Source organism: Saccharopolyspora sp. NPDC050642 (assembly GCF_040654735.1).
In the GTDB taxonomy this organism is placed as follows: domain Bacteria; phylum Actinomycetota; class Actinomycetes; order Mycobacteriales; family Pseudonocardiaceae; genus Saccharopolyspora; species Saccharopolyspora elongata.
The window spans coordinates 71,129-91,751 of the sequence record NZ_JBFAIN010000024.1 but is presented as its reverse complement, the minus strand read 5'-3'; the positions used below and the strand labels follow the sequence as shown (position 1 = coordinate 91,751).

General features: G+C 70.7%; 22 protein-coding genes and 1 riboswitch. Of the genes, 6 read left to right on the top strand and 16 right to left on the bottom strand.

Going from position 1 to position 20,623, the window contains the following annotated elements; translation table 11 throughout:
• Positions 1-198 precede the first annotated feature (198 nt).
• Positions 199-798 carry a TetR family transcriptional regulator gene (locus tag AB0H93_RS29640; RefSeq protein ID WP_358576699.1) on the bottom strand — a complete coding sequence of 200 codons (600 nt, stop codon included), beginning with the start codon at positions 796-798 and terminating at the stop codon, positions 199-201.
• 75 nt (positions 799-873) lie between these two features.
• Here AB0H93_RS29640 and zapE point away from each other — a divergent pair, with 75 nt between their 5' ends.
• Positions 874-1,926 (top strand): cell division protein ZapE, encoded by a 1,053-nt coding sequence (gene zapE, locus AB0H93_RS29635; protein ID WP_358576698.1) that lies wholly within the window; start codon positions 874-876, stop codon positions 1,924-1,926.
• 12 nt (positions 1,927-1,938) lie between these two features.
• Here the strand turns inward: zapE and AB0H93_RS29630 are convergent, their stop codons facing one another.
• Positions 1,939-2,334: a helix-turn-helix domain-containing protein gene (locus tag AB0H93_RS29630; RefSeq protein WP_358576697.1), complete on the bottom strand. Its 396-nt coding sequence runs from the start codon at positions 2,332-2,334 to the stop codon at positions 1,939-1,941.
• A 98-nt stretch (positions 2,335-2,432) separates the two neighbouring features.
• Here AB0H93_RS29630 and AB0H93_RS29625 point away from each other — a divergent pair, with 98 nt between their 5' ends.
• Positions 2,433-3,257: an NAD(P)H-binding protein gene (locus tag AB0H93_RS29625; protein WP_358576696.1), complete on the top strand. Its 825-nt coding sequence runs from the start codon at positions 2,433-2,435 to the stop codon at positions 3,255-3,257.
• A 40-nt stretch (positions 3,258-3,297) separates the two neighbouring features.
• Positions 3,298-4,161, top strand: a complete 864-nt coding sequence (locus AB0H93_RS29620) for a haloalkane dehalogenase (RefSeq protein ID WP_358576695.1) — start codon at positions 3,298-3,300, stop codon at positions 4,159-4,161.
• A gap of 49 nt (positions 4,162-4,210) precedes the next feature.
• Here AB0H93_RS29620 and lepA read toward each other — a convergent pair whose 3' ends face one another.
• Positions 4,211-6,061 (bottom strand): translation elongation factor 4, encoded by a 1,851-nt coding sequence (lepA, locus tag AB0H93_RS29615; RefSeq protein ID WP_358576694.1) that lies wholly within the window; start codon positions 6,059-6,061, stop codon positions 4,211-4,213.
• A 129-nt stretch (positions 6,062-6,190) separates the two neighbouring features.
• Here lepA and AB0H93_RS29610 point away from each other — a divergent pair, with 129 nt between their 5' ends.
• A complete protein-coding gene (locus tag AB0H93_RS29610; RefSeq protein WP_358576693.1) occupies positions 6,191-6,775 on the top strand; it encodes a class I SAM-dependent methyltransferase in 585 nt (194 codons plus the stop codon).
• A 22-nt stretch (positions 6,776-6,797) separates the two neighbouring features.
• Here AB0H93_RS29610 and AB0H93_RS29605 read toward each other — a convergent pair whose 3' ends face one another.
• From AB0H93_RS29605 to AB0H93_RS29595, 3 genes are all read right to left on the bottom strand, one after another.
• Positions 6,798-7,187: a VOC family protein gene (locus tag AB0H93_RS29605; RefSeq protein ID WP_358576692.1), complete on the bottom strand. Its 390-nt coding sequence runs from the start codon at positions 7,185-7,187 to the stop codon at positions 6,798-6,800.
• 49 nt (positions 7,188-7,236) lie between these two features.
• Positions 7,237-8,100, bottom strand: a complete 864-nt coding sequence (locus AB0H93_RS29600; protein WP_358576691.1) for an EamA family transporter — start codon at positions 8,098-8,100, stop codon at positions 7,237-7,239.
• A 207-nt stretch (positions 8,101-8,307) separates the two neighbouring features.
• Positions 8,308-9,114 (bottom strand): TSUP family transporter, encoded by an 807-nt coding sequence (locus tag AB0H93_RS29595; protein WP_132489121.1) that lies wholly within the window; start codon positions 9,112-9,114, stop codon positions 8,308-8,310.
• A 208-nt stretch (positions 9,115-9,322) separates the two neighbouring features.
• Between AB0H93_RS29595 and rpsT the strand changes: the two genes are divergently transcribed.
• A complete protein-coding gene (rpsT, locus tag AB0H93_RS29590) occupies positions 9,323-9,583 on the top strand; it encodes a 30S ribosomal protein S20 (RefSeq protein ID WP_093271622.1) in 261 nt (86 codons plus the stop codon).
• A gap of 71 nt (positions 9,584-9,654) precedes the next feature.
• Here the strand turns inward: rpsT and holA are convergent, their stop codons facing one another.
• Entirely contained in the window at positions 9,655-10,641 is a 987-nt protein-coding gene (holA, locus tag AB0H93_RS29585; protein WP_132489123.1) for a DNA polymerase III subunit delta, read from the bottom strand.
• Positions 10,642-10,737: 96 nt separating this feature from the next.
• Positions 10,738-10,870, top strand: a riboswitch (SAM riboswitch).
• 12 nt (positions 10,871-10,882) lie between these two features.
• On the opposite strand from holA, the gene thrC reads away from it, so the two are divergent.
• On the top strand, positions 10,883-12,151 hold the full coding sequence (thrC, locus tag AB0H93_RS29580) for a threonine synthase (RefSeq protein WP_132489125.1): 1,269 nt from the start codon (positions 10,883-10,885) through the stop codon (positions 12,149-12,151).
• Positions 12,152-12,248: 97 nt separating this feature from the next.
• Here thrC and AB0H93_RS29575 read toward each other — a convergent pair whose 3' ends face one another.
• From AB0H93_RS29575 to AB0H93_RS29535, 9 genes are all read right to left on the bottom strand, one after another.
• Complete coding sequence (locus AB0H93_RS29575; protein WP_358576690.1) at positions 12,249-14,600, bottom strand: ComEC/Rec2 family competence protein; 2,352 nt, start codon at positions 14,598-14,600, stop codon at positions 12,249-12,251.
• On the bottom strand, positions 14,597-15,367 hold the full coding sequence (locus AB0H93_RS29570; protein WP_358576749.1) for a ComEA family DNA-binding protein: 771 nt from the start codon (positions 15,365-15,367) through the stop codon (positions 14,597-14,599). The genes AB0H93_RS29575 and AB0H93_RS29570 overlap by 4 nt, the downstream gene beginning before the upstream one ends.
• Before the next feature lie 132 nt (positions 15,368-15,499).
• Positions 15,500-16,357, bottom strand: a complete 858-nt coding sequence (locus AB0H93_RS29565; RefSeq protein ID WP_358576689.1) for a DegV family protein — start codon at positions 16,355-16,357, stop codon at positions 15,500-15,502.
• A gap of 34 nt (positions 16,358-16,391) precedes the next feature.
• On the bottom strand, positions 16,392-17,006 hold the full coding sequence (locus AB0H93_RS29560; protein ID WP_358576688.1) for a histidine phosphatase family protein: 615 nt from the start codon (positions 17,004-17,006) through the stop codon (positions 16,392-16,394).
• Positions 17,003-17,401 carry a ribosome silencing factor gene (gene rsfS / locus AB0H93_RS29555; protein WP_358576687.1) on the bottom strand — a complete coding sequence of 133 codons (399 nt, stop codon included), beginning with the start codon at positions 17,399-17,401 and terminating at the stop codon, positions 17,003-17,005. The genes AB0H93_RS29560 and rsfS overlap by 4 nt, the downstream gene beginning before the upstream one ends.
• Before the next feature lie 188 nt (positions 17,402-17,589).
• A complete protein-coding gene (gene nadD / locus AB0H93_RS29550; protein ID WP_132489135.1) occupies positions 17,590-18,213 on the bottom strand; it encodes a nicotinate-nucleotide adenylyltransferase in 624 nt (207 codons plus the stop codon).
• 286 nt (positions 18,214-18,499) lie between these two features.
• Complete coding sequence (locus tag AB0H93_RS29545; protein ID WP_132489137.1) at positions 18,500-18,721, bottom strand: ferredoxin; 222 nt, start codon at positions 18,719-18,721, stop codon at positions 18,500-18,502.
• Positions 18,722-18,749: 28 nt separating this feature from the next.
• Positions 18,750-19,955 (bottom strand): cytochrome P450, encoded by a 1,206-nt coding sequence (locus AB0H93_RS29540; RefSeq protein ID WP_358576686.1) that lies wholly within the window; start codon positions 19,953-19,955, stop codon positions 18,750-18,752.
• An 81-nt stretch (positions 19,956-20,036) separates the two neighbouring features.
• A complete protein-coding gene (locus AB0H93_RS29535) occupies positions 20,037-20,621 on the bottom strand; it encodes a TetR family transcriptional regulator (RefSeq protein WP_358576685.1) in 585 nt (194 codons plus the stop codon).
• Positions 20,622-20,623: the final 2 nt, after the last annotated feature.

The window sequence follows — 20,623 nt, the reverse complement described above, 5'->3', positions numbered from 1 at the left end:
GCGCCGCAGTTGCGTGACACGGCCACGCGGAATCCCTGCAAGCCGATGGCGTCATCGAGGGCTACGCGATCGAGGAGCCCGGTGACGAACCCACTACACCCGAAGGCAGTCGCGTCCTTTCCCTCGTGTGGGACTAACTCGCCGCCGACCAGAACTGATCCGCGATCGAGCAACGCGAAGCTCCAATGTGGACGACATTCAACCGCCGAGCACGCCTCGCAGGTATGCCTGCACCACCTGCGAAAGCTCCTCGATGCTGGCCGCGCTGCCGGGCTCCGGCGCATCCAGCGACCGGCTGCCGATGACCCGGTCGAACACCAGCCCCTCGCACAGGCTGACCAGACCGGCGGCGGCGAACTCCGGATCGGATGCCCCCAAGGCGATCAGCAGCTCGACGGCCAGCGGACGGGAGAACGCCGCCCGCGCAAGCGGCTCGTGCAGCTCCGCGGCCGCGGAGACCTCCGCCACGAGCGCATACCGGGCAATCGTGTCGCTCCGGCGGGGCCCGAGCATCCGGTCCAGCTGGACCGCGATCCCGTCGGCCGCGCCGCGAACATCCGGCGCCCGATCTGAGCGCTGGCCCGCGATCGCGTCGAAATCCGCCCTCGCCCGCACCGCCAACCGCGCCACTGCAGCCTCCAGCAGCGCCCGCCTCGTCCGCATGTAGTACGACGTCGATCCTCGCGGCAGCTCCAGCCGGGAGTCGACGGCCAGGTGCGTCAACGCGCGAACGCCCTGTTCCGCGACGATCTCGATCGCCGCATCCGCGATGCGCGTTCGGCGGTCCTGCTCACACATCACCCAACCTCCCCGGCACCACCCGTACTCTACATCTATAGAGCCTCTACGGGCGCAGAGTCGCGGGGAGGGAAGTTGACCGACCGAGCCGGATCACCCGGAACACTGCGTGCGCGCTTCGACCTGGCGGCCGCTCAGCAAGGCTTCGAACTCGACGACGCGCAACGACCGGTCGCCGACAAGCTCGCCGCGCTCGGCGCCGAACTGCGGAAGCACTTCCACCGGCCGCGCGGGCTCTACCTGCACGGGCCGGTGGGGCGTGGCAAGAGCTTCCTGGTGAACACGTTCTTCGCCGAAGCACCCGTCCGCGGCAAACTGCGCGTGCACTTCCACGACTTCTTCGACCGGCTGCACCGCACCGCCGCCCGGCACCGCGCGTCGAGCGGATCGAGCGCGGTGGACGCGGCTGTGGCCGAGCTGCTCGACGGATGCAGGCTGGTGTACTTCGACGAGTTCCACGTGCACGACCCAGGCGACGCGGGGCTGATCACCCACCTGCTGCGCGCCCTACACGCGCGCCGCGTCACGCTCGTGACGACGTCGAACTACCCGCCGGCCGGGCTGTTGCCCAACCCGCTGTACCACCACCTGTTCCTGCCCGCCATCGAACTCATCGAGGCGCACCAGGAAGTCATCGCGCTCGCGGGCCCCACCGACTACCGGACCACCAACCGGCAAGGGCGCTTCGCCGAAGGCACCTGGCAATGGCCGGGGTGCGAATTCCCGCCGCCGGGCAGCGAGGAGCAGAGCACGCTGCTCATCAACGGCCGGAACCTCCGCGCACTGGCCGTGCGGAACCGGCTGGTGTGGTTCGACTTCCACGAACTCTGCGCGACGCCCACCTCGACGCGCGACTACCTCGCGCTCGCCGATCGGTTCGACACCTGGGTGATCAGCGGCGTGCCCAGGCTCGCCGACTGCGGACCGGACGCCCGCCAGCGCTTCGCCAACGTCGTGGACGTGTTGTGCGACAAGGACATCACCACGCACGTGCTGGCCGATCACAGCATCGCCGGGACGCTGGCGGACGGCACCGACGTCGCACGCACCGCCAGCCGACTCGCCCTGCTCAGGCCGATTCCGTTCAGCGAAGCGGCACGCGACGCCGTCGTTCCCGCGAGGCAGTAGCCGGCCCTCGGATCACGCGCGGATCTGCTTCCTGGCGTCGTAGTCCTGGCGGGCCCGCTCGACCTCGTCCAGGTTGACCGACCATTCCGCGAGCGCGGCGAAAAGCGGCGCCAGGCTGCGCCCGAGGTCGCTGATCTCGTACTCCACCCGCGGCGGGACCTCGGCGTAGTAGCTGCGCACGACTAGACCGTCCCGCTCCAGGGCGCGGAGTCGCTGGGTCAGCACCTTGGGAGTGATCGAGGTGATCCGGCGTTGCAGTTCCACGAACCGCTGGCGGCCGTACTCGTGGAGCGCCCACAGGATCGGCGTGGTCCACCGGCTGAAGACGATGTCGACCACCGGCGCGATCGGGCAGGCGTTCTCCGGAGCGACCTCTTCGCCACCGCGCCGGCGTGTGTCCTCCCGCACATTTCCCCCTCTCGCCCAATACTTTCCTCTAGGTACCTACTAGCCCACCGATAGTAGCTTCGCCGAGTCAACGCAGGAACTCGGAAACGGAGCACGAAATGATCGTGGTGACCGGAGCGACCGGGAACGTTGGGCGGCCGCTGGTGCAGTCCCTCCTCGCGGCGGGCGAGGAAGTGACGGCGGTGTCCCGGCGGATCTCCGCCCAGGACGTGCCGGCGGGCGTCCGGCACCAGCAGGCCGACCTGGCGGATCCGGCGAAGCTCGAAGCCGCCGTCGATGGGGCCACTGCCCTTTTCCTGCTGACCTCGGGCGATTTCGCCGGAGCCGGTGGCAGCCTCGACACCGTCCTGGAAGTCGCGCGGGCCGGCGGAGTTCGGCGGGTCGTCCTGCTGTCCTCGCAGGGCGTCAGCACCGGGCACCACCCGCCGGTGTTCGAGGACGCGGTCAAGCGGTCGGGCCTGGAATGGACCTTGCTGCGGCCGGGGAACTTCGCCTCCAACGCCTTCCAGTGGGCCGAAACGGTCCGCGCGCAGCGAGCGATCGCCGCACCGTTCGGTGATGTCGGGCTGCCCGCCGTCCATCCGGCCGACATCGCCGAGATCGCTGCCATCGCACTGCGCGACGCCCACCACGCCGGCCACGCCTACGGCCTGACCGGGCCCGCGCCGATCACTCCCCGGCAGCAGGCCGCGGCGATCGGCGAGGCGTTGGGCGAGCCGGTGCGGTTCGTCGAGCAGACCCGGGCGGAAGCCAAAGCCCGGATGGTCCGCTCCATGCCCGAACCAGTCGTCGACAGCACCCTCGACATCCTGGGCACGCCGGGCGCCTTGCAGCAGGTCAGCCCCGATGTCGAGCGGCTCCTCGGCCGACCGGCCCGCACCTTCGCCGAGTGGGCGGCGAACAACATCGCGGCCTTCGAGTGACCGCGACCAACACGATCTGAACCGCCACGGAGACAACACCTTGCCTGTCGCACGCGTTCTCGACTCGACCATGTTCTACCGGGAGACCGGCACCGGCGTGCCGATCGTCTTCCTGCACGGCAACCCCACCTCGTCATACCTGTGGCGGCGAGTCCTGCCGGCCGTGGGCGATCCCGGCCGGCGGCTGGCGCCGGACCTGATCGGCATGGGCGACTCGGGCAAGCCCGGCATCGACTACGCCTTCGACGACCACGCCCGCTACCTGGACGCGTGGTTCGATGCGCTGGACCTCGACGCCGTCGTCCTAATCGGACACGATTGGGGCGGCGCGCTGGCATTCGACTGGGCCGCGCGCCATCCCGGGCGGGTCCGGGGCGTCGCGTTCACCGAGACCATCGTGAAACCGATGTCCTGGCAGGAGTTCCCGGCGGCGGGCCGCGACCTCTTCCGCGCGTTCAAGACCCCGGGCGTCGGCGAGGAGATGGTTCTGGACGGCGACCTCTTCGTCGGGCTGCAGGGCACCGTCGCCACCCGGCTCGACGCCGAGACCCTCGATGCCTACCGCAAGCCCTACGCCACCCGCGACAGCCGCCTGCCGCTGCTGCGCTGGACGCGCGCGATGCCGCTGGGCGGAGAGCCGGCCGACGTCACCGCCAGGGTCCGCGACTACGACGAATGGCTGGCGACCAGCACGGACGTGCCCAAGTTGATGTTCACCTTCGAACCCGGACCGGGAACCATGATGACCCCGCAGCTCATCGACTGGTGCGCGACGAACATCGCCAACCTCGACATCGCCCACCGCGGACTCGTCGCCGGTCACCACACCCCGGAAGACCATCCCGAAGCGATCGCCACCGCAGTCGCGTCCTGGCTGGACGAACACGACCTGCGCGCGGCATAGCGGGCGCCCCGGTGACGGCACTCCGATCGCCGGCACCGGGGCCTGAGCGCTACTTCTTGCCCTTGGCCTTGTCGTCCTTGGCCTCGTCGGTGGACAGCGCCGCCACGAAGGCTTCCTGCGGGACCTCGACGCGGCCGATGGTCTTCATCCGCTTCTTGCCTTCCTTCTGCTTCTCCAGCAGCTTGCGCTTCCGGCTGATGTCACCGCCGTAGCACTTGGCGAGCACGTCCTTGCGGATCGCGCGGATCGTCTCGCGGGCGATGATCCGCGACCCGATCGCCGCCTGGATCGGCACCTCGAACTGCTGCCGCGGGATCAGCTCGCGCAGCTTCGAGGCCATCTTCGTGCCGTAGGCGTAGGCGGCGTCGCGGTGCACGATCGCGCTGAACGCGTCCACCGGCTCGCCCTGCAGCAGGATGTCGACCTTCACCAGGTTCGACGCCTGCATGCCCGACTCCTCGTAGTCCATCGAGGCATAACCGCGGGTCCGCGACTTCAGCTGGTCGAAGAAGTCGAACACGATCTCCGCGAGCGGCAGCGAGTAGCGCAGCTCGACCCGGCTCTCCGACAGGTAGTCCATCCCGGACAGCTGCCCGCGCCGGCTCTGGCACAGCTCCATGATCGTGCCCACGAACTCCGACGGCGCGATGATCGTGCACTTGGCGACCGGCTCCAGGACGTCCTTGATCTTGCCCTCGGGCCAGTCGGACGGGTTGGTCACCACCAGCTCCGACCCGTCCTCCATCTCCACGTGGTAGACCACGTTCGGCGCCGTGGAGATCAGGTTCAGGTTGAACTCGCGCTCCAGCCGGTCCCGGGTGATCTCCAGGTGCAGCAGACCGAGGAAACCGCAGCGGAACCCGAAGCCCAGCGCCCCGGAGGTCTCCGGCTCGTAGGTCAGGGCGGCGTCGTTGAGCTGCAGCTTGTCCAGCGCCTCGCGCAGCAGCGGGTAGTCCGTGCCGTCCACCGGGTAGAGCCCCGAGTACACCATGGGCTTCGGCTCGCGGTAGCCGCTGAGCGGCTCTTCCGCGCCCTTGCGCTCGGCGGTGATCGTGTCACCGACCTTGGACTGGCGGACGTCCTTCACCCCGGTGATCAGGTAGCCGACCTCGCCGACGCCGAGGCCCCCCGACGGCTTCGGCTCCGGCGAGATGATGCCGACTTCCAGCAGCTCGTGGGTCGCGCCGGTGGACATCATCCGGATCCGCTGCCGCGGGGTGATCTTGCCGTCGACCACCCGGATGTAGGTCACCACGCCGCGGTAGGTGTCGTAGACCGAGTCGAAGATCATCGCGCGCGGCGGCGCGTCGGAGACGCCCTTGGGCGCCGGGATCTGCCGCACCACCTCGTCGAGCACCGAACCGACGCCCTCACCGGTCTTGGCCGACACCCGCAGCACGTCCTCCGGCTCGCAGCCGATGATGTGCGCCAGCTCGGCGGCGTACTTGTCGGGCTCGGCGGCCGGCAGGTCGATCTTGTTGAGCACGGGGATGATCTGCAGGTCGTGCTCCATCGCGAGGTACAGGTTCGCCAGCGTCTGCGCCTCGATGCCCTGCGCGGCGTCGACCAGCAGCACCGCGCCCTCGCAGGCCGCCAGCGACCGGCTGACCTCGTAGGTGAAGTCGACGTGACCGGGGGTGTCGATCATGTGCAGCACGTGGTCGACGCCGTCGGAGGTCCACGGCAGGCGCACGTTCTGCGCCTTGATCGTGATGCCGCGCTCCCGCTCGATGTCCATCCGGTCGAGGTACTGCGCCCGGTACGCGCGCTCCTCCAGCACACCGGTCAGCTGCAGCATGCGGTCGGCCAGCGTCGACTTGCCGTGGTCGATGTGCGCGATGATGCAGAAGTTCCGGATTCGCTCCGGGGGCGTGAACGTGGTGTCGGCGAAACTGCTCACTCAGTGTTCCTCGCGGATGTCGACTGGTGCGGGGTTCACCCCATCGTCCCATGACACGCCCGGTACTCGGCGTCCAACTCCGGGTCATCCCCGATGCGAGCACCGGCTTCGGGCTGCTGAGCTGGCCCTATGGGTCATTTCGCCGGTTTCGCCCTGGATCGTGCGTTCGGTCACCCGCGCGGTCTGCTGGGTGCCGCGGGCGGCGCGCTGATGGCGCGCGGCAACGCGGCGGCCGAGCACCAGGTGGTGCGGTTGGCCAAGCTGACCGGCGCGGAAGATGTCCTGGTGATCGGGCCCGGGCCCGGTGTGGGGCTGCGGGCGGCGGGCGAGCGCGCGGCGCGGGTCGTCGCGGTCGAGCCGTCGGCACCGATGCGGCAGGCATCCTGCCGCCGGTGCGCGGAGCTGCCCAACGTCGCCGTCGAGGACGGCACCGCCGAAGCGACCGGGCAGCCGGACGCCGCGTTCGACGTGGTGCTGAGCGTGAACAACGTCCAGCTGTGGCCGGATCGCGCCGCAGCGCTCGCCGAGCTGCACCGCGTGCTCCGGCCCGGCGGCGTCCTGCTGCTGTCGACCCACGAGCGCTGGCTGCCCGGTGGCCGGGCCGGTCTCCACTCCGACGTCCAGGCGGCGGGCTTCGCCGACGTCCAGACCTGGGCCTGGCAACCGGACCACGGCACCACCCAGGCCCAAACCCGGGCCATCCGGCCGGAATAGGGTCGCCGACGGGTGCCGGCGATCACTCCGGGGCGGGGTCGCGGACGTCGGTCCGGATCGGGTGGTCGGCCGGGATTTCGACCAGCACGATGCGCATCCCGTCCGGATCGGCCACCCAGCCCTCGTCGAGGCCCCACGGCTGCCGCGCCGGCTCCGCCAGGACCGTCACGCCACGGCCCCGGAGCCGCTCGAACTCCGCCCGCACGTCCCGCACCTGCAACCAGAGCACCTGATCCGGGCTCGGCCCCGGCCCGCCCGTGCCGGAGATCTCCAGAAAACCCTGCCCCAGGAAGAAAACCGTGCCCCCGGGGAACTCCCGCGAGACGGCCAGCCCGAGCACATCACGGTAGAACCGCAACGACCGCTGCCAATCCCGCGGCCGGAGGATCAATCGGCTGTTCAAGACCTCCATGCCCCGTTTCTACCCGTGCGGACCGGCGGCCGCCGAGCAACCGGGGTCATCAGGCGATTCCGAGGAGCACCACCCCGGCCAGGACCACCACGGCACCCGTCATCCGGCGCGTCGGCTGGGCTTCGCCCAGGAGCCGCCAGGCCAGCAGGCCCGCCAGGACGATGCTCAGCTCCCGGGCCGGGGCCACCAGGCTCACCGGGGCGAGCTGCATCGCGAACAGGACGAGGATGTACGCCAGCGGCGACAGCAACGCCACCGCCAGGATCTCGCGGCGGTGTTCTCGCCACGTGCGTGCGATCTGGGTCCGCCGGGTCGCCGCGTACGGGCTGAGCATCACCGAACGGGCGAGGTTGCTCGTCCAGTCGAACACCAGCGGAGACAGCGCCAGGCCCGTCACCGCGTGCGCGTCCCACACCGTGTAGATCGCGATCAGCGAGCCGGTCAGCAGGCCGAAACCGACGCCCGCGAGGCTCGCGCCGGAACGCGGCACCCCGTCGGACAGGCCGATCACGAAAACCCCGGCGACCACCAGCAGCCCACCGAGCACCCCGAGCCAGCCCTGGCGCTCCCCCAGCACCAACACCGCGATGATCATCGCCAGCATGGGGCCAGTGCCGCGGGCCAGCGGGTACACCACCGACATGTCGCCGACCGCGTAACCGCGCTGCAGCAGCAGGAAGTACGCCAGGTGCACGACCGCGCTGACCAGCACGCCCAGCAGCCAGTCGCCCAGCACGGGCATCCCGGTCCAGAACAGCGATGCCGCCGCCACCGGCAGGTACAACACGGCGCTGCACGTCGCGGTCAGCCACACGAACCCGGCCCCGGCCGACCCGGCGCGCTTGGCGAAGAAGTTCCACCCCGCGTGCGCGAACGCGGCGGTGACGACGAGAAGAACGGCGGCCAGGCCCATGGGAACCCTCTCCGTGCCACGCGGGCGCGCGGCATCCGGGTTCCTCCAGGCTTTTGTCCCGTCAGATGTGCGACCGCACTCCTCACGCGATCGCCGGTGCCGCTCGGACCGGTCCCCCGCGCTCCTAGTTGTGACGACCTGCAGCGGAGCGGGAGCGGAACCCTAGGCACAACCAGGCGTTGATGTTACTCCGCCCGATTCCCGCGTCTACACGCCCGCGGCGAGCTTCCAGCCGAGGCTGATGACGAGCCCGACGACCACCGTCAGGAAAACCCGCCGCACGAAACCGGATCCGCGCTTCGCGGCGACCATCGCGCCGAGGACGCTGCCCGCCATGTTGCTCGCGGCCATCACCAGCGCCAGGCCCCACAGCACCTTGCCCGCCGGGATGAAGAACGCGAGCGCGCCGATGTTCGTGGCGACGTTGACGACCTTCGCCGTCGCCGATGCCGTGACGAACGCGAAACCGACCAGGCCGACGAGCAGGAACACCAGGAACGAGCCGGTACCGGGCCCCGCGATGCCGTCCCAGAAGCCGATCAGGGCGCCGCCGGCGAGCATCACGAGCAGCTGCGCGCGCCGCTCGAAGCGCGGCGCATCGGACGAACCCAGCTCGGGCTTGCGCCAGGTGTAGATGCCGACGACCGCCAACGCGACCAGCACGATGACGTTGAGGACCTGCGACGGAAGCGCATCGGCCAGGACGGCTCCGCCCAGCGACCCGAGCAGGGCGACGATCGCCATCGACAGCGCGGCCTGCCAGTCGATCGGCGTCCGCTTCGCGTACGTCCGGGCGGCGGCCGTGGTCCCGGCGATCGCCGCCACCTTGTTGGTGGCCAGCGAGTAGATCACCTCGCCGCCGGGCAGGAGCAGCAGCATCGCAGGCAGCTGGATCAGGCCGCCACCGCCCACGATGGCGTCGACCGCCCCGGCCAGGAACGCGGCGCAGCAGAGGAACAACAGCCCGGCCAGGGAAAGTTCCGCGAATCCGGGCCAGTTCAACGCATCGAGCACGAAGAGTGACCCTATGGTCCGCAGGCGCGGGATCCGAGCCGATGTGACCGCCGTCGCCCGCTCCCGCCCGCCACCATCGGCGCAGGTGGCCGCTGTTAACATGGACGACCGTGCCGTGCGGCATTCCGCCGTGGAGGAAATCTGCCCTGGGGCAGCGCCAACAACAGCGCGGCACGATCGATTCAACAGACTGAGAAGAGGCGCCACAGTGGCCAACATCAAGTCCCAGATGAAGCGGATCAAGACCAACGAGCTGGCCCGGCAGCGGAACAAGGCCGTGAAGTCCGCGGTCAAGACCGCCATCCGCAAGTTCCGCGAGGCCGCTGACGCCGGCGAGAAGGACAAGGCCATCGAGCTGCAGCAGGCCGCCAGCCGCGCGCTGGACAAGGCCGCCAGCAAGGGCGTCATCCACAAGAACCAGGCCGCGAACAAGAAGTCCGCGCTGGCGCAGCGCGCCAACCAGCTCTGAGCTGAGGCCTAGCTTCCGGCCCCCTTCCCGCCACGGGGAGGGGGCCGTTTGCATTCACGGGAAAGCGCGGGTCACGAACGCTGGTTGCGGAGCTCCACGAGCCGGAGGACGGTCCGCTCCAGGGCGTAGGTGGCGTCGGCGGCCATGCCCTTGACACCGGCGTTGACCTCCGCGACCGCCTGCAGCGCTTGCGCGAGGCTCGAAGCGTTCCAGCCGCGGGACTGCGCCAGCGCCTTCTTCACCTTCCACGCGGGCATGCCGAGCTCGCCCGCCAGCCGGAACGGATCGTTCCGGCCGCCCGCGGCGGCGACCCGGCCGATGGTGCGCACCGAATCGGCGAGGGCATCGGCGATCAGCACGTGCGGAACGCCGAGCTGCACGGCCCACCGCAAGGCCTCCAGCGCCGCCGCCCGATCACCGGTCACCGCCTTCTCCGCGACCGCGAACCCGGTCACCTCCGCGCGCCCGCGGTGGTAGCGGCGCACCGCCGTCTCGTCGACCTTGCCGCCGGTGTCGGCGACCAGCTGCGTCGCCGCGGCCGACAGCTCGCGCAGGTCCGAACCGACCGATTCGATCAGCGCGGCCACGCCGGCCGCATCGGTCTTCCCGCCGGCCCGGCGCACCTCGTCGCGGACGAACGCCTCCCGCTCCGCGGGCTTGGTGATCTTGTTGCACTCGGTGACGCGCGCGCCGAGCTTGCGCAGCGCATTGGGCAGTTCCTTGGCGTGCTTCGACCGGCCGCCGCCGGTGTGCACGACGACGAGCGTGACCCCGTCCGCCGGCTGCCGGGCGTACGTCAGCAGCGCTTCGGCGATCTCCTTGCCCGCGTCCTGCGCGGACTCCACGGCCAGCACCCGGCCCTCGGCGAACAACGACGGGCTGAGCAGCTCCGCCAACTCCGGAGGAGTGAGTTCACTCACCTTCACCCGGCGCAGCTCGGCCTCCGGGTCCACGGCGCGGGCCGCTCCGACGGCCGCCCACAGCGCGCGTTCCACCAGCAGTTCTTCGTCGCCGATAACCAGATGCAGCGGATCGGGGACCACGGCCGGTGCGCTCATGCACGCATCGTCGCACGCACCCGCGACTGTCCCGCCATCTGGATCGTGCTGGCCAGAACCCGGCGCGGTCCACTAGCGTTGCCAGCACAACCGAATAGCTCATCCAGAGGGGCAGAGGGAACGGCCCGATGAAGCCCCGGCAACCGTTCGTCAGCGAATCGTGATTTCACCCGCGAGGTCTCTGACGAAAGCGGTGCCAATTCCGACCCGTCCGCGGGACAGATGAGGAGAGGACCTCGCGATGACCGCTGCTGCCCATGCCCAGAATTCGGCGAAGAAGACCTACGACCTGGGCAATGCCGTCGAACTGGTGTCCAAGGAAGAGGGCCACCGGCAGCCGCTGGCCCCGGAATTCGTCTCCTTGGAAGACTTCTCCCCGCTCGAGGTCGCCTACGACTTCGGCCGGATCCGCCGCGAGGACATCGAGGCCGGCCCGCGTTCCATCTGGCGCTACAAGCAGCTGCTCCCGGTTCCCTCCAACGTCGAGGAGCACCCGAACACCGACCCGGGCTGTACCCGGCTGATCCGGGCCGACAACCTCGCGAAGGCGTTGGGCGTCAAGCGGATCTGGATCAAGGACGACACCGGCAACCCGACCCACTCCTTCAAGGACCGCGTCGTCGCGGTGGCGCTGGCCGCCGCCCGCGAATTCGGCTTCAAGGTGCTGGCCTGCCCCTCCACCGGCAACCTCGCCAACGCGGTGGCCGCAGCCGCGGCCCGCGCCGGCTGGGACTCGGTGGTGCTGGTGCCCAAGACCCTGGAGCGCGCCAAGATCCTGATGAGCGCGGTCTACGACGGTTCGCTGCTGGCCGTCGACGGCAACTACGACGACGTGAACCGGCTGGCCACCGAGCTCGCCGCCGAGCACGAGGACTGGGCGTTCGTCAACGTCAACGTCCGGCCCTACTACTCCGAAGGCTCGAAGACGCTGGCCTTCGAGGTCGCCGAGCAGCTCGGCTGGCGCATCCCCGAGCAGATCGTGGTGCCGATCGCCTCCGGCTCGCAGCTGACCAAGGTCTACAAGGGATTCAACGAGCTCGGCCAGGTCGGCCTGGTGGAGCCGAGCCCGGTGCGGATCTTCGGCGCGCAGGCCACCGGCTGCTCCCCGGTGTCGACGGCGTACAAGAACGGCCACGACGTGGTCCAGCCGGTGCGGCCGGACACCATCGCCCGGTCGCTGGCCATCGGCGCTCCCGCCGACGGCCCCTACGTGCTCGACATCGTGCGCAAGACCGGCGGCGCCATCGAGGACGTCACCGACGACGAGGTCCGCGACGGCATCCGGCTGCTGGCGCGCACCGAGGGCATCTTCGCCGAGACGGCCGGTGGGGTCACCGTGGCCACGGCGAAGAAGCTCATCGAGGCGGGCAAGATCGACCCGGATGCCGAGACCGTGCTGCTGATCACCGGTGACGGCCTGAAGACCCTGGACGCGGTGCAGGACCAGATCGGCCCGAAGGCCACCGTCGCGCCGACCACCGAAGCGGTCAATCAGGCGCTCGGCCTCTGAGCCGACGACCTGATTCGAGGACGCGGCGTCACCGCACGGCGGTGGCGCCGCGTGTTCGTCCACAAGGGACGAACACGGACGCTCGGGTCGCCTCGTCCTACGACTCGCCTGCGCGCAGCGGGTCGCCCCGGGCTACGTAGCGGGGGCCCTGCGGGCCGGGCAGGATCGCGATATCTCCTTCCTGATCGGTGCGCAGCACCTTCGTGCCCGCACGGGTGAGGTTGTCGACGATGAACGGGCTGGGGTGCCCGTAGGTGTTGCCGGCGCCGACGCTGATCACGGCCAGCCTCGGGCGCACTGCTTGCAGGAAGCGCGGTGCGGTGTAACGGGATCCGTGGTGCGGAACCTTGAGCACATCGGCCCGGAGATCCGCACCGGAGGACACCAGCCGCCCCTGCCCGGGCAGTTCGACGTCGCCGGTGAGCAGGACCCGGCCGGCCGGGGTGGTCGCCAGCAGCACGATCGACGCGTCGTTGGCGTCGTCGGCCGACTGCGTGCGGGCCAGCACCGGGTCCGGGCCGAGCACGTCCAGGACCAGCCCCGGCCAGGCCGCGCGCTGCCCGGACAACAGCGGCACGACCGGAACCCGGTGCGCGCGGGCATCCCTCGCGACGTCGTCCATCGCCCACGCCGGCTGCCGCAGCGGGCCGATCGCGACCGCGTCGACGGGGATCTTCCCCATCAGCGCGGCGAGCCCGCTCACGTGATCGGCGTGCAGGTGGGTGAGCACCGCCAGCGGGATCCGGCGAATCCCGAGCCGCCGCAGGCATTCCGCGGCCCGTTGCGGATCCGGCCCGGTGTCGACCACCACCGCCTCGTCCGGGCGGCCGGTGGCCAGCACCAGCCCATCGCCCTGGCCGACGTCGCAGGCGACCACGCTCCAGCCCGGCACCGGCCAGCCCGGCAGCACGGTGCGCACCGGGACCACGACCAGCACCACGAGCAGCAGCCCTACTGCGACCACCAGGCGAATCCGCTTGCCGCGCAAGGCGATCAGCCCGACCGCCGCGATCACCGCGAGCGCGATCCCGCCGACGGTTCCCGATGGCCAGTCGAACGCCGCGCCGGGAACCGCCGCGGCCCGCTCGGCGACCAGGATGATCCACTCCAGCTCCGGCGCCGCCAGCCGGCCGAACACGCCGGCCGACCAAGCCGATACCGGTGCCACCACGGTGGCCAGGACGCCGAACACCGTCGCCGGTGCGACGACGGGCCCGGCCAGCACGTTCGCCGGCACCGCCACCAGGCTGACCTCGCCGGAGAGCGCCGCGATCAGCGGAGCCGTGACGACGTGCGCCGCCAGCGGCACGGCGATCGCTTCCGCCAACCCGATCGGCACTCCCCTCACCCGCAGGGCCGATGACCACACCGGTGCCAGCAGCACCAGCCCGGCAGTCGCCGCGACCGACAGCGCGAACCCCGCGCTGGTCGCCAGGTCCGGCAGGAGCAGCAGCAGACCGATCACGCTCGCGGACAGCGCCGGCAATGCCGACCGCTGCCTGCCCAGCACCAGTGCGAGCAACGTGATCGCGCCCATCACCGCCGCGCGCAACACGCTCGGTTCCGGTCCGGCCAGGACGACGAACCCGACGAGCGCCGCGCCCGCACCCACTGCCGACATGACCGGCCCCGCGCCGACCAGGTGCAGCAGCACCAGCACCGCGCCGCACACGATCGCGAGGTTGGCGCCCGAAACCGCCGTCAGGTGGGACAGCCCGGCGGTCTCGAAGTTCTGCTCCACCTCCGGCGGCAGCCGCCCGGTGTCGCCGACCACCAGCCCCGGCAGCAGCCCCGCGGCGGCCGGGTCGAGCACGTCGGCCGAGACCCGCCGCAGGCCGTCCCGCAAGTCCTCCGCGACGCGCTGCCAGCCCGGCGCGGCCGCGACGTCGGCCGGTGGGCCGAACACCTGGAAAGCCGCGACCGTGAGCTCGCCGGCACGCGGCGGGGAGACCTTGCCGGTCGCCGTTACCTGTTGTCCGGCAATGAGGTTCCGCCACTGCTCAGTCGGGACCAGCAGCACCACCGCGCCGCCTGCCAGCACCCGACGCCCGGCCAACTCGCCTGCCTGCAACTCGGCGCGGACCAGCGACCTGTCCGCCGCTCGCCGGGCTCCGAAGGACGCACCGCGCAACGGGGTCGGCGCACTCGTCAACGTGACTCGCAGCGTCGCCCGTTCGCCGTGTCCGGCGGCCAGCCGCACCGGATGGTGCTCAACCGCGTGGACGCGAACCGCGATCCCGGTGGCGGCAACGCCCGCCAGCAGCAGGACCACGAGGGCACCCCGGGCGACCGGGCGGGCGCGTACCGACCTCCACACCAGCGGCGCGGCCAGCAGGGCGAGCAACGCCACGATCGCGGCCGGAACCGAGCCCGCCAGCAATCCGGTCAACGTCACGGCCCAGACCGCGAGCGCGGCCGGGACCAGGCGCAGGTCGAGTCTCGCGATCACACCCGCACCACCTCCCGCAGCCGGTCGAACCGGGTTTCGCCGATCCCGCCGACCTCCTTCAGCTGCTCCACCGAGTCGAAGCGACCGTGTTCGGCCCGCCACTGCACGATCCGCTTGGCGGTGACCTCGCCGATGCCTGGTAGTTCATCGAGTTCGTCCTCCGTCGCGGTGTTCAGATCGACCTTTCCGTCGCCGCCGGGTTGTCCGGGCTGCGGCGCCCCCGGCACGGCGACGTAGAGCTGCTCGCCGTCGGTCAGCCGACGGGCCAGGTTGAGACCCGTCAGGTCCGTGTCCGGCAGCGGACCACCGGCCGACGCGACGGCGTCGGCCACCCGGGCGCCCGGCGGCACGGTGACCAGGCCCGGGCGAGTCACACGGCCGACGACGCTGACGACGAGCTCCGGCGGCGCCGCCGTCGTGACCGGGGCCGGCGGCGGCACGATCGGCGGCGGCGCGGGTTCCGCCGTGGGCTGACCGGCCCACGTCGCGGCCACGATGCAGACCAGCACCACCAAGGACGCCAGGGCGAGCGCGAGCACACCGATTCGGCCGGGGTCCACTCTGGACCGCAGCAAGGACTCGGGTAGCCATCTCTCGGCCAGCCGCCGCCAAGGCGAGCCGGATCCGGTATCCGGTGGCGGCGCCGAGTAGTTCGGACCGGCGCGCTCCGCCGGATCGTCTCGGGAAGCATGCCGCTGCAGGGTCTGCAACCTGCTTCGCGGATCTAGTTCTTCGAATTCGTCTGCCCTGGAACGAAAACTCCGGATGTCAAACATGCGGTCGACGGTAGAGCAGACGAAAGTCGTTCCGCAGCTTTATTTTTCGCAGAAAAGACCACTGTGGATCAAATCAGCTCCGGATTCAGCTCGAAGGTGTGGAATCCGCCAGTCGAAAGGTTTTCAGGCGTCCGAACGCCACCCGTTCGGGAGCACCACGACACCCACCGCGCCCGGCCCGATGTGCGCGCCGATCACCGCGCCCACCTCCGAAACGACGCAGTCCACCGAATCACCGAGCTCGGCGCGGATCTGACCGGCGAGCCGCTCGGCGCGCTCCGGCGCGGCCAGGTGGTGCACCGCGATCGCGGCCCGGGAATCCGCCGCGCGCAACGAAATCTCCAGCAACCGGGCCATCGCCCGGGTGGTCGTGCGCACCTTCTCCAACGCGTCGATGCGGCCGTCGTGCACGTGCAACAGCGGCTTTATGGCCAACGCGGTGCCCAACACCGCCGCAGCCGTCCCGATCCGCCCACCACGCCGCAGGTATTCCAAGGTCTGCACGGAGAACAACGTCGTCGTGCGCTCGGCGGTCGAAGCCGCGACGCGCTCCACCTCGGTCAGCACAGCACCCGACTTCGCCTCCTCGGCGGCCGCGAGCACCGAAAAACCCAGCCCCATCGCGGTGGACCGGGAATCGACTACCCGGACCCGCTCGGGGTCGACCTCGCGCGCGGCCAGCCGCGCCGCGTCCCAGGTGCCCGACAGCTGCCGCGACAGGTGCACCGCCACCACGCCGTCGGCACCGCCGTCCAACGCGTCCTGATATGCCTGCGCCAGCTCCTGCGGCGTCGCGCCCGCAGTGGTGACCCGGTGCTTGCGGTCGAAGGCGCGCGCGAGATCGCCGGGACCGAAATCCGACTCGTCGACCGCGGCGGCCCCATCCACGCTGACGTGCAACGGAACGGTCCGCACCGCGTACTGAGCGGCGTATCCCGCCGGCAGGTACGCCGTCGAATCGGTGACGACTGCAATGGGCACGCCGCAACCCTACGACGTCACGGGCGGAACGCGATCAGCCCTCGACCCCGGCGTTGAAGGCGACCAGCCGCCAGCGGCCGTCATCGCCGCCGCGCCGCTTCAGCACGACCCAGTTGCAGTTTCCGATACCGCCCAGACCCGGCCACAGGTCCAGCGGCAGGCCGACCAGCTTGGCGGTCAGCGCGGTGATCAGCCCGCCGTGCGCGCACAGCAACGCGGAGCCGCGCGGCTGGCCGTCGAGCTCCTCGACGACCTCCAGCGCGCGCTCGGCCACCTCCACGCGGGACTCGCCGCCCGGCGGCGCCCACGTCGGGTCTGCCCGCCACGTGCTCAAAGCCCCAGGCCAGCCCTGCTCGACCTCCGCGACGCTGAGCCCCTGCCACTCCCCGAGGTGCGTCTCGCGCAGCCGCTTTTCCAGCCGCACCGAAGCCCCGCTGACCTCGGCGAACGCGGCCGCCGTCGTGCGAGCACGGTTCAGGTCGGAGCTGAGCGCAACGTCCGGGGCGAACCGGGCGATCGCCGGCGCCGCGCGCCGGGCCTGCTCCTGGCCGGTCTCGGTCAGCGAGCTGTCGAGATGCCCCTGCATGCGGCCCGTCGCGTTGTAGTCGGTCTCCCCGTGCCGCCAGAGCACCAGTTGGTCGAGGCTCACGATTCGGCGTCCGGCGAGTCCGCCTCGGCGGGCGCGTTCTGGTCCTCGAACTCGATCCGCGGGCAGTCCTTCCACAGCCGTTCCAGCTGGTAGAAGGCGCGCTCGTCGGAGTGCTGGACGTGCACCACGACGTCGACGAAGTCCAGCAGGACCCACCGGCCCTCGCGCGCGCCTTCGCGGCGCACCGGCTTGGACCCGGCGGCGCGCAGCTTCTCCTCGACCGCGTCGACGATCGCTTCGACGTGCCGCTCGTTGGGCGCGGATGCGATCAGGAAGCAGTCGGTGATGACCAGCTGCTCGGAGACATCGAGCAGGACCACGTCGGTGGCCTTCTTGTCCGCCGCGGCCTGCGCCGCGATCAGAGCCAGCCGTCGGGCGTTCTCGGTGGCTGCCACGTCACTCCTCTCGGGTGGGTCAGGTGTGCGACCCACGCCGGGTAGAGGATAGCCAGCCCGCCCCACACCAGGCCGAACCCGCCTCCACGGCCACCGGGCCGCGACATCCACGCCCGAAGCGCGTCACTCCCGGAACACCAGAAGTCCCACCTGGTCAAACAGGCGCAGGGACCAGAACTCGCCGCCGGTCAGGACGGCGACGCCGGTCCCCACTCGGTTCCGGAATCGTCCCGGTACAGGCCTCGCTTGGTGATGTACTGCACGATTCCGTCCGGGACCAGGTACCAGACCGGCAGGCCCGCCCGGACCCGGTCCCGGCAGCCGGTCGACGAGATCGCCATCGCCGGGATCTCCACCAGCGACACCGCCCCCGCGGGCAGGTGGGCGCCGTTGAGCGAGTAGCCGGGCCGGGTCACGCCGATGAAGTGCGCCAGGTCGAAGAGCTCTTCGACCCGGTGCCAGGACAGGATCTGCTCCAGCGCGTCCGCACCGGTGATGAAGTACAGCTCCGCGTCCGGGAACTGCTGGTGCAAATCCGTGAGGGTGTCCGCGGTGTAGGTCGGGCCGCTGCGGTCGATGTCGACGCGGCTGACCAGGAATCGCGGGTTGGACGCGGTGGCGATCACCGTCATCAGGTAGCGGTCCTCGGCGGGGCTGACCACCTCGTGGCTCTTCTGCCAAGGCTGGCCGGTGGGCACGAAGACGACCAGTTCCAGGCCGAACTGGGCCTGCACCTCGCTGGCCGCGACCAGGTGTCCGTGATGAATGGGATCGAAGGTGCCACCCATGACCCCGATCCTGCGACGAGACATAGCTGCCAAGCCTAGGAAGTCGACGTCCCGGGGTGGTCGGCGGGGCGTGCGTCGTACATCACCCCGGCTGCGGGGCCCGGCTCGCACTCCCCTGCGAACCGGGCCTCACGCCACGCCGACCGTGGAGCCCGGCCCACGCTCCCCCCTGAGCCGGGCCCCACGGCCCTGCACGACCCTCGGCGGCTGGGGGCCCACCTCGGGTCGCCGGCGCTGCCATTTCTCAGGCGCGCACCGGTGTGACGCGCGGACCCGGGCACCCATGACGCGGACATGAATGTGTCCTACGTCACTCTTCCGGGGCTACTACGTCGCCGGTCTCGGCGTCCTTGACCAGGATCGCCTCCACGGGGCAGGACTCCGCCGCGTCGACCACCTGGTCCGCCGGGTCCACCGCCGCGTTCCTGGCGCAGCCGTACCCGTCCACCAGCTCGAAGTGATCAGGCGCGACACCGGCGCACATGCCGGAACCGATGCAGGTGTCCGCATCGACCTCGATCGTCCAGCTCATTGCCCACCTCTTCCAGTTATGAGGGAGATCACTCGACACCTTGCCACGTCAGCACCATCCGCTGGGGCCCCCGGACGAGCATTCCGCTCTTCCACTCGACGTCTGCCGCGGACGTCGCGAACCGCAGCCCCGGCAGCCGGGTCAGCAGCGTGCGCAGCGCGACCTGCAGCTCCAGCCGCGCGAGCTGGGCGCCGAGGCAGTGGTGCGGGCCGTGCCCGAAGCCGAGGTGCGTCGCCTCCCGGCGGGTCAGGTCGAGCTGCTCGGGATCGCTGAACACCCCCTCGTCGCGGTTCGCGGCCGCCGCGCTGACCATGACCGGCTCGCCGGCCCGCACCAGCACGCCGCCCAGCTCCACGTCCTCGGTGGCGTATCGCGGGAAGCCGGCGCCGACACCGAGCGGCACGTAGCGCATCAGCTCCTCGACGGCCTGCGGCACCGCGTCGAGGTCCGCGCGCAGCTCGGCGAGCTGCTCCGGGTGCGTGAGCAGCACGTAGACGAAGTTCGGGATCTGGGTCGCGGTGGTCTCGTGACCGGCCACCAGGATCCCCGCCGCCAGCCGGACGAGTTCGTCCTCGGACAGCTTGTCCTGCTCGTCGCGGGCCGCGATCAACGCGCTGAGCAGGTCGTCGGCGGGTTCTTCGCGGCGTTGGGCGATCAGCCCGGCGATGTAGCCGAACATCTTGTCGATGTAGTCGGTCACCTGCTCCGGGGTGAGCTTCGTGGTGGACAGGAACGCGTCCGACCACACCCGGAAGTCCCCGCGGTCGGCGTAGGGCACGCCGAGCAGTTCGCAGATGACGGTGATCGGCAGCGGCAGCGCGAATTCCTCGACGAGGTCGGTGGGTCCGCCTCGTTCGATCATCCGGTCCACCAGGCCGTCGGCGATCTCCTGGGTCCGCGGCCGCAGCTGTTCCACGCGGCGCGCGGTGAAGGCCTTCGCCACCAGCTTGCGGAGGCGGGTGTGGTCCGGCGGGTCCATGCTGAGCAGTCCGCCTTGCGGGCTGTTCGGCCGCAGTCTCGGCTCGTCGTGGTCGAGCGCGGCGGCGCGGCTGAAGCGCGGGTCGCCCAGCACGATCTTGGTGTCTTCGTATCGGGTCGCGAGCCAAGCCGTCTCGCCGTAGGGCAGCTGGACCCGGGTCAGCGGTTCCTGCTCGCGCAGGTGGGCGTAGATGGGATCCAGGTTCAGCTTGTCGGCCGCGCTGAAGGGATAGGTCCTCGGCTCCGTGGTGGTCATGCACAGCTCCCGGTGGACGTGATGTAAGCAGGCGCTTACATCACCACCGTACGCGGGCCCCGGCGCAGGTGCACGCCTTGATCACTTTTCGTCCGGAAGGTCCGTTCGTTCCAGCAGAACGGAAATCCCGCGCGCCACGTGCCGCGCGACCGCCTCGGGATCGGCGTCCGCCAGCGGGGACTTGCCCAGCACCGAGCGGACCATGCCGATCCCGAACAGCCACGCCAGCACCAGATCCGCGCGCAGCTCGGCGTCCGGCGCGTCCGTGAGCTCCGCCAGCCGGGCCGCGTAGCGCGCGCCCAGCTCCTCGCGCAACACGTGCGCGGCGCGCTCGTCGCTGTAGGAGCGCAGCATCGCCGCGATCGGATGCTCAGGACCGCTGAGCTGGTCCGCGGACAAGAGGTTGCCGAGGATCCGCAGCGGCAGCTCCTCCGGCGGCTGCGCTTCGAGCAGCCGGGCGCTGTTGTGGCTGAGCACCGCCGCGAAAAGCTCCTGCTTCGAGCCGAAGTAGCGGAACAGCAGGGCCTGGTTCACCCCCGCCCGCGCCGCCACGTCGCGCACCGTGGTCGCGTTGAAGCCGCGCTCGGCGAACAGCGCCGACGCGGCCTGCAACAACGCGTCCTTGGTGGCGGCCGAGTCACGTTTGCGGCGCGGCGCCTGGGCCAAGG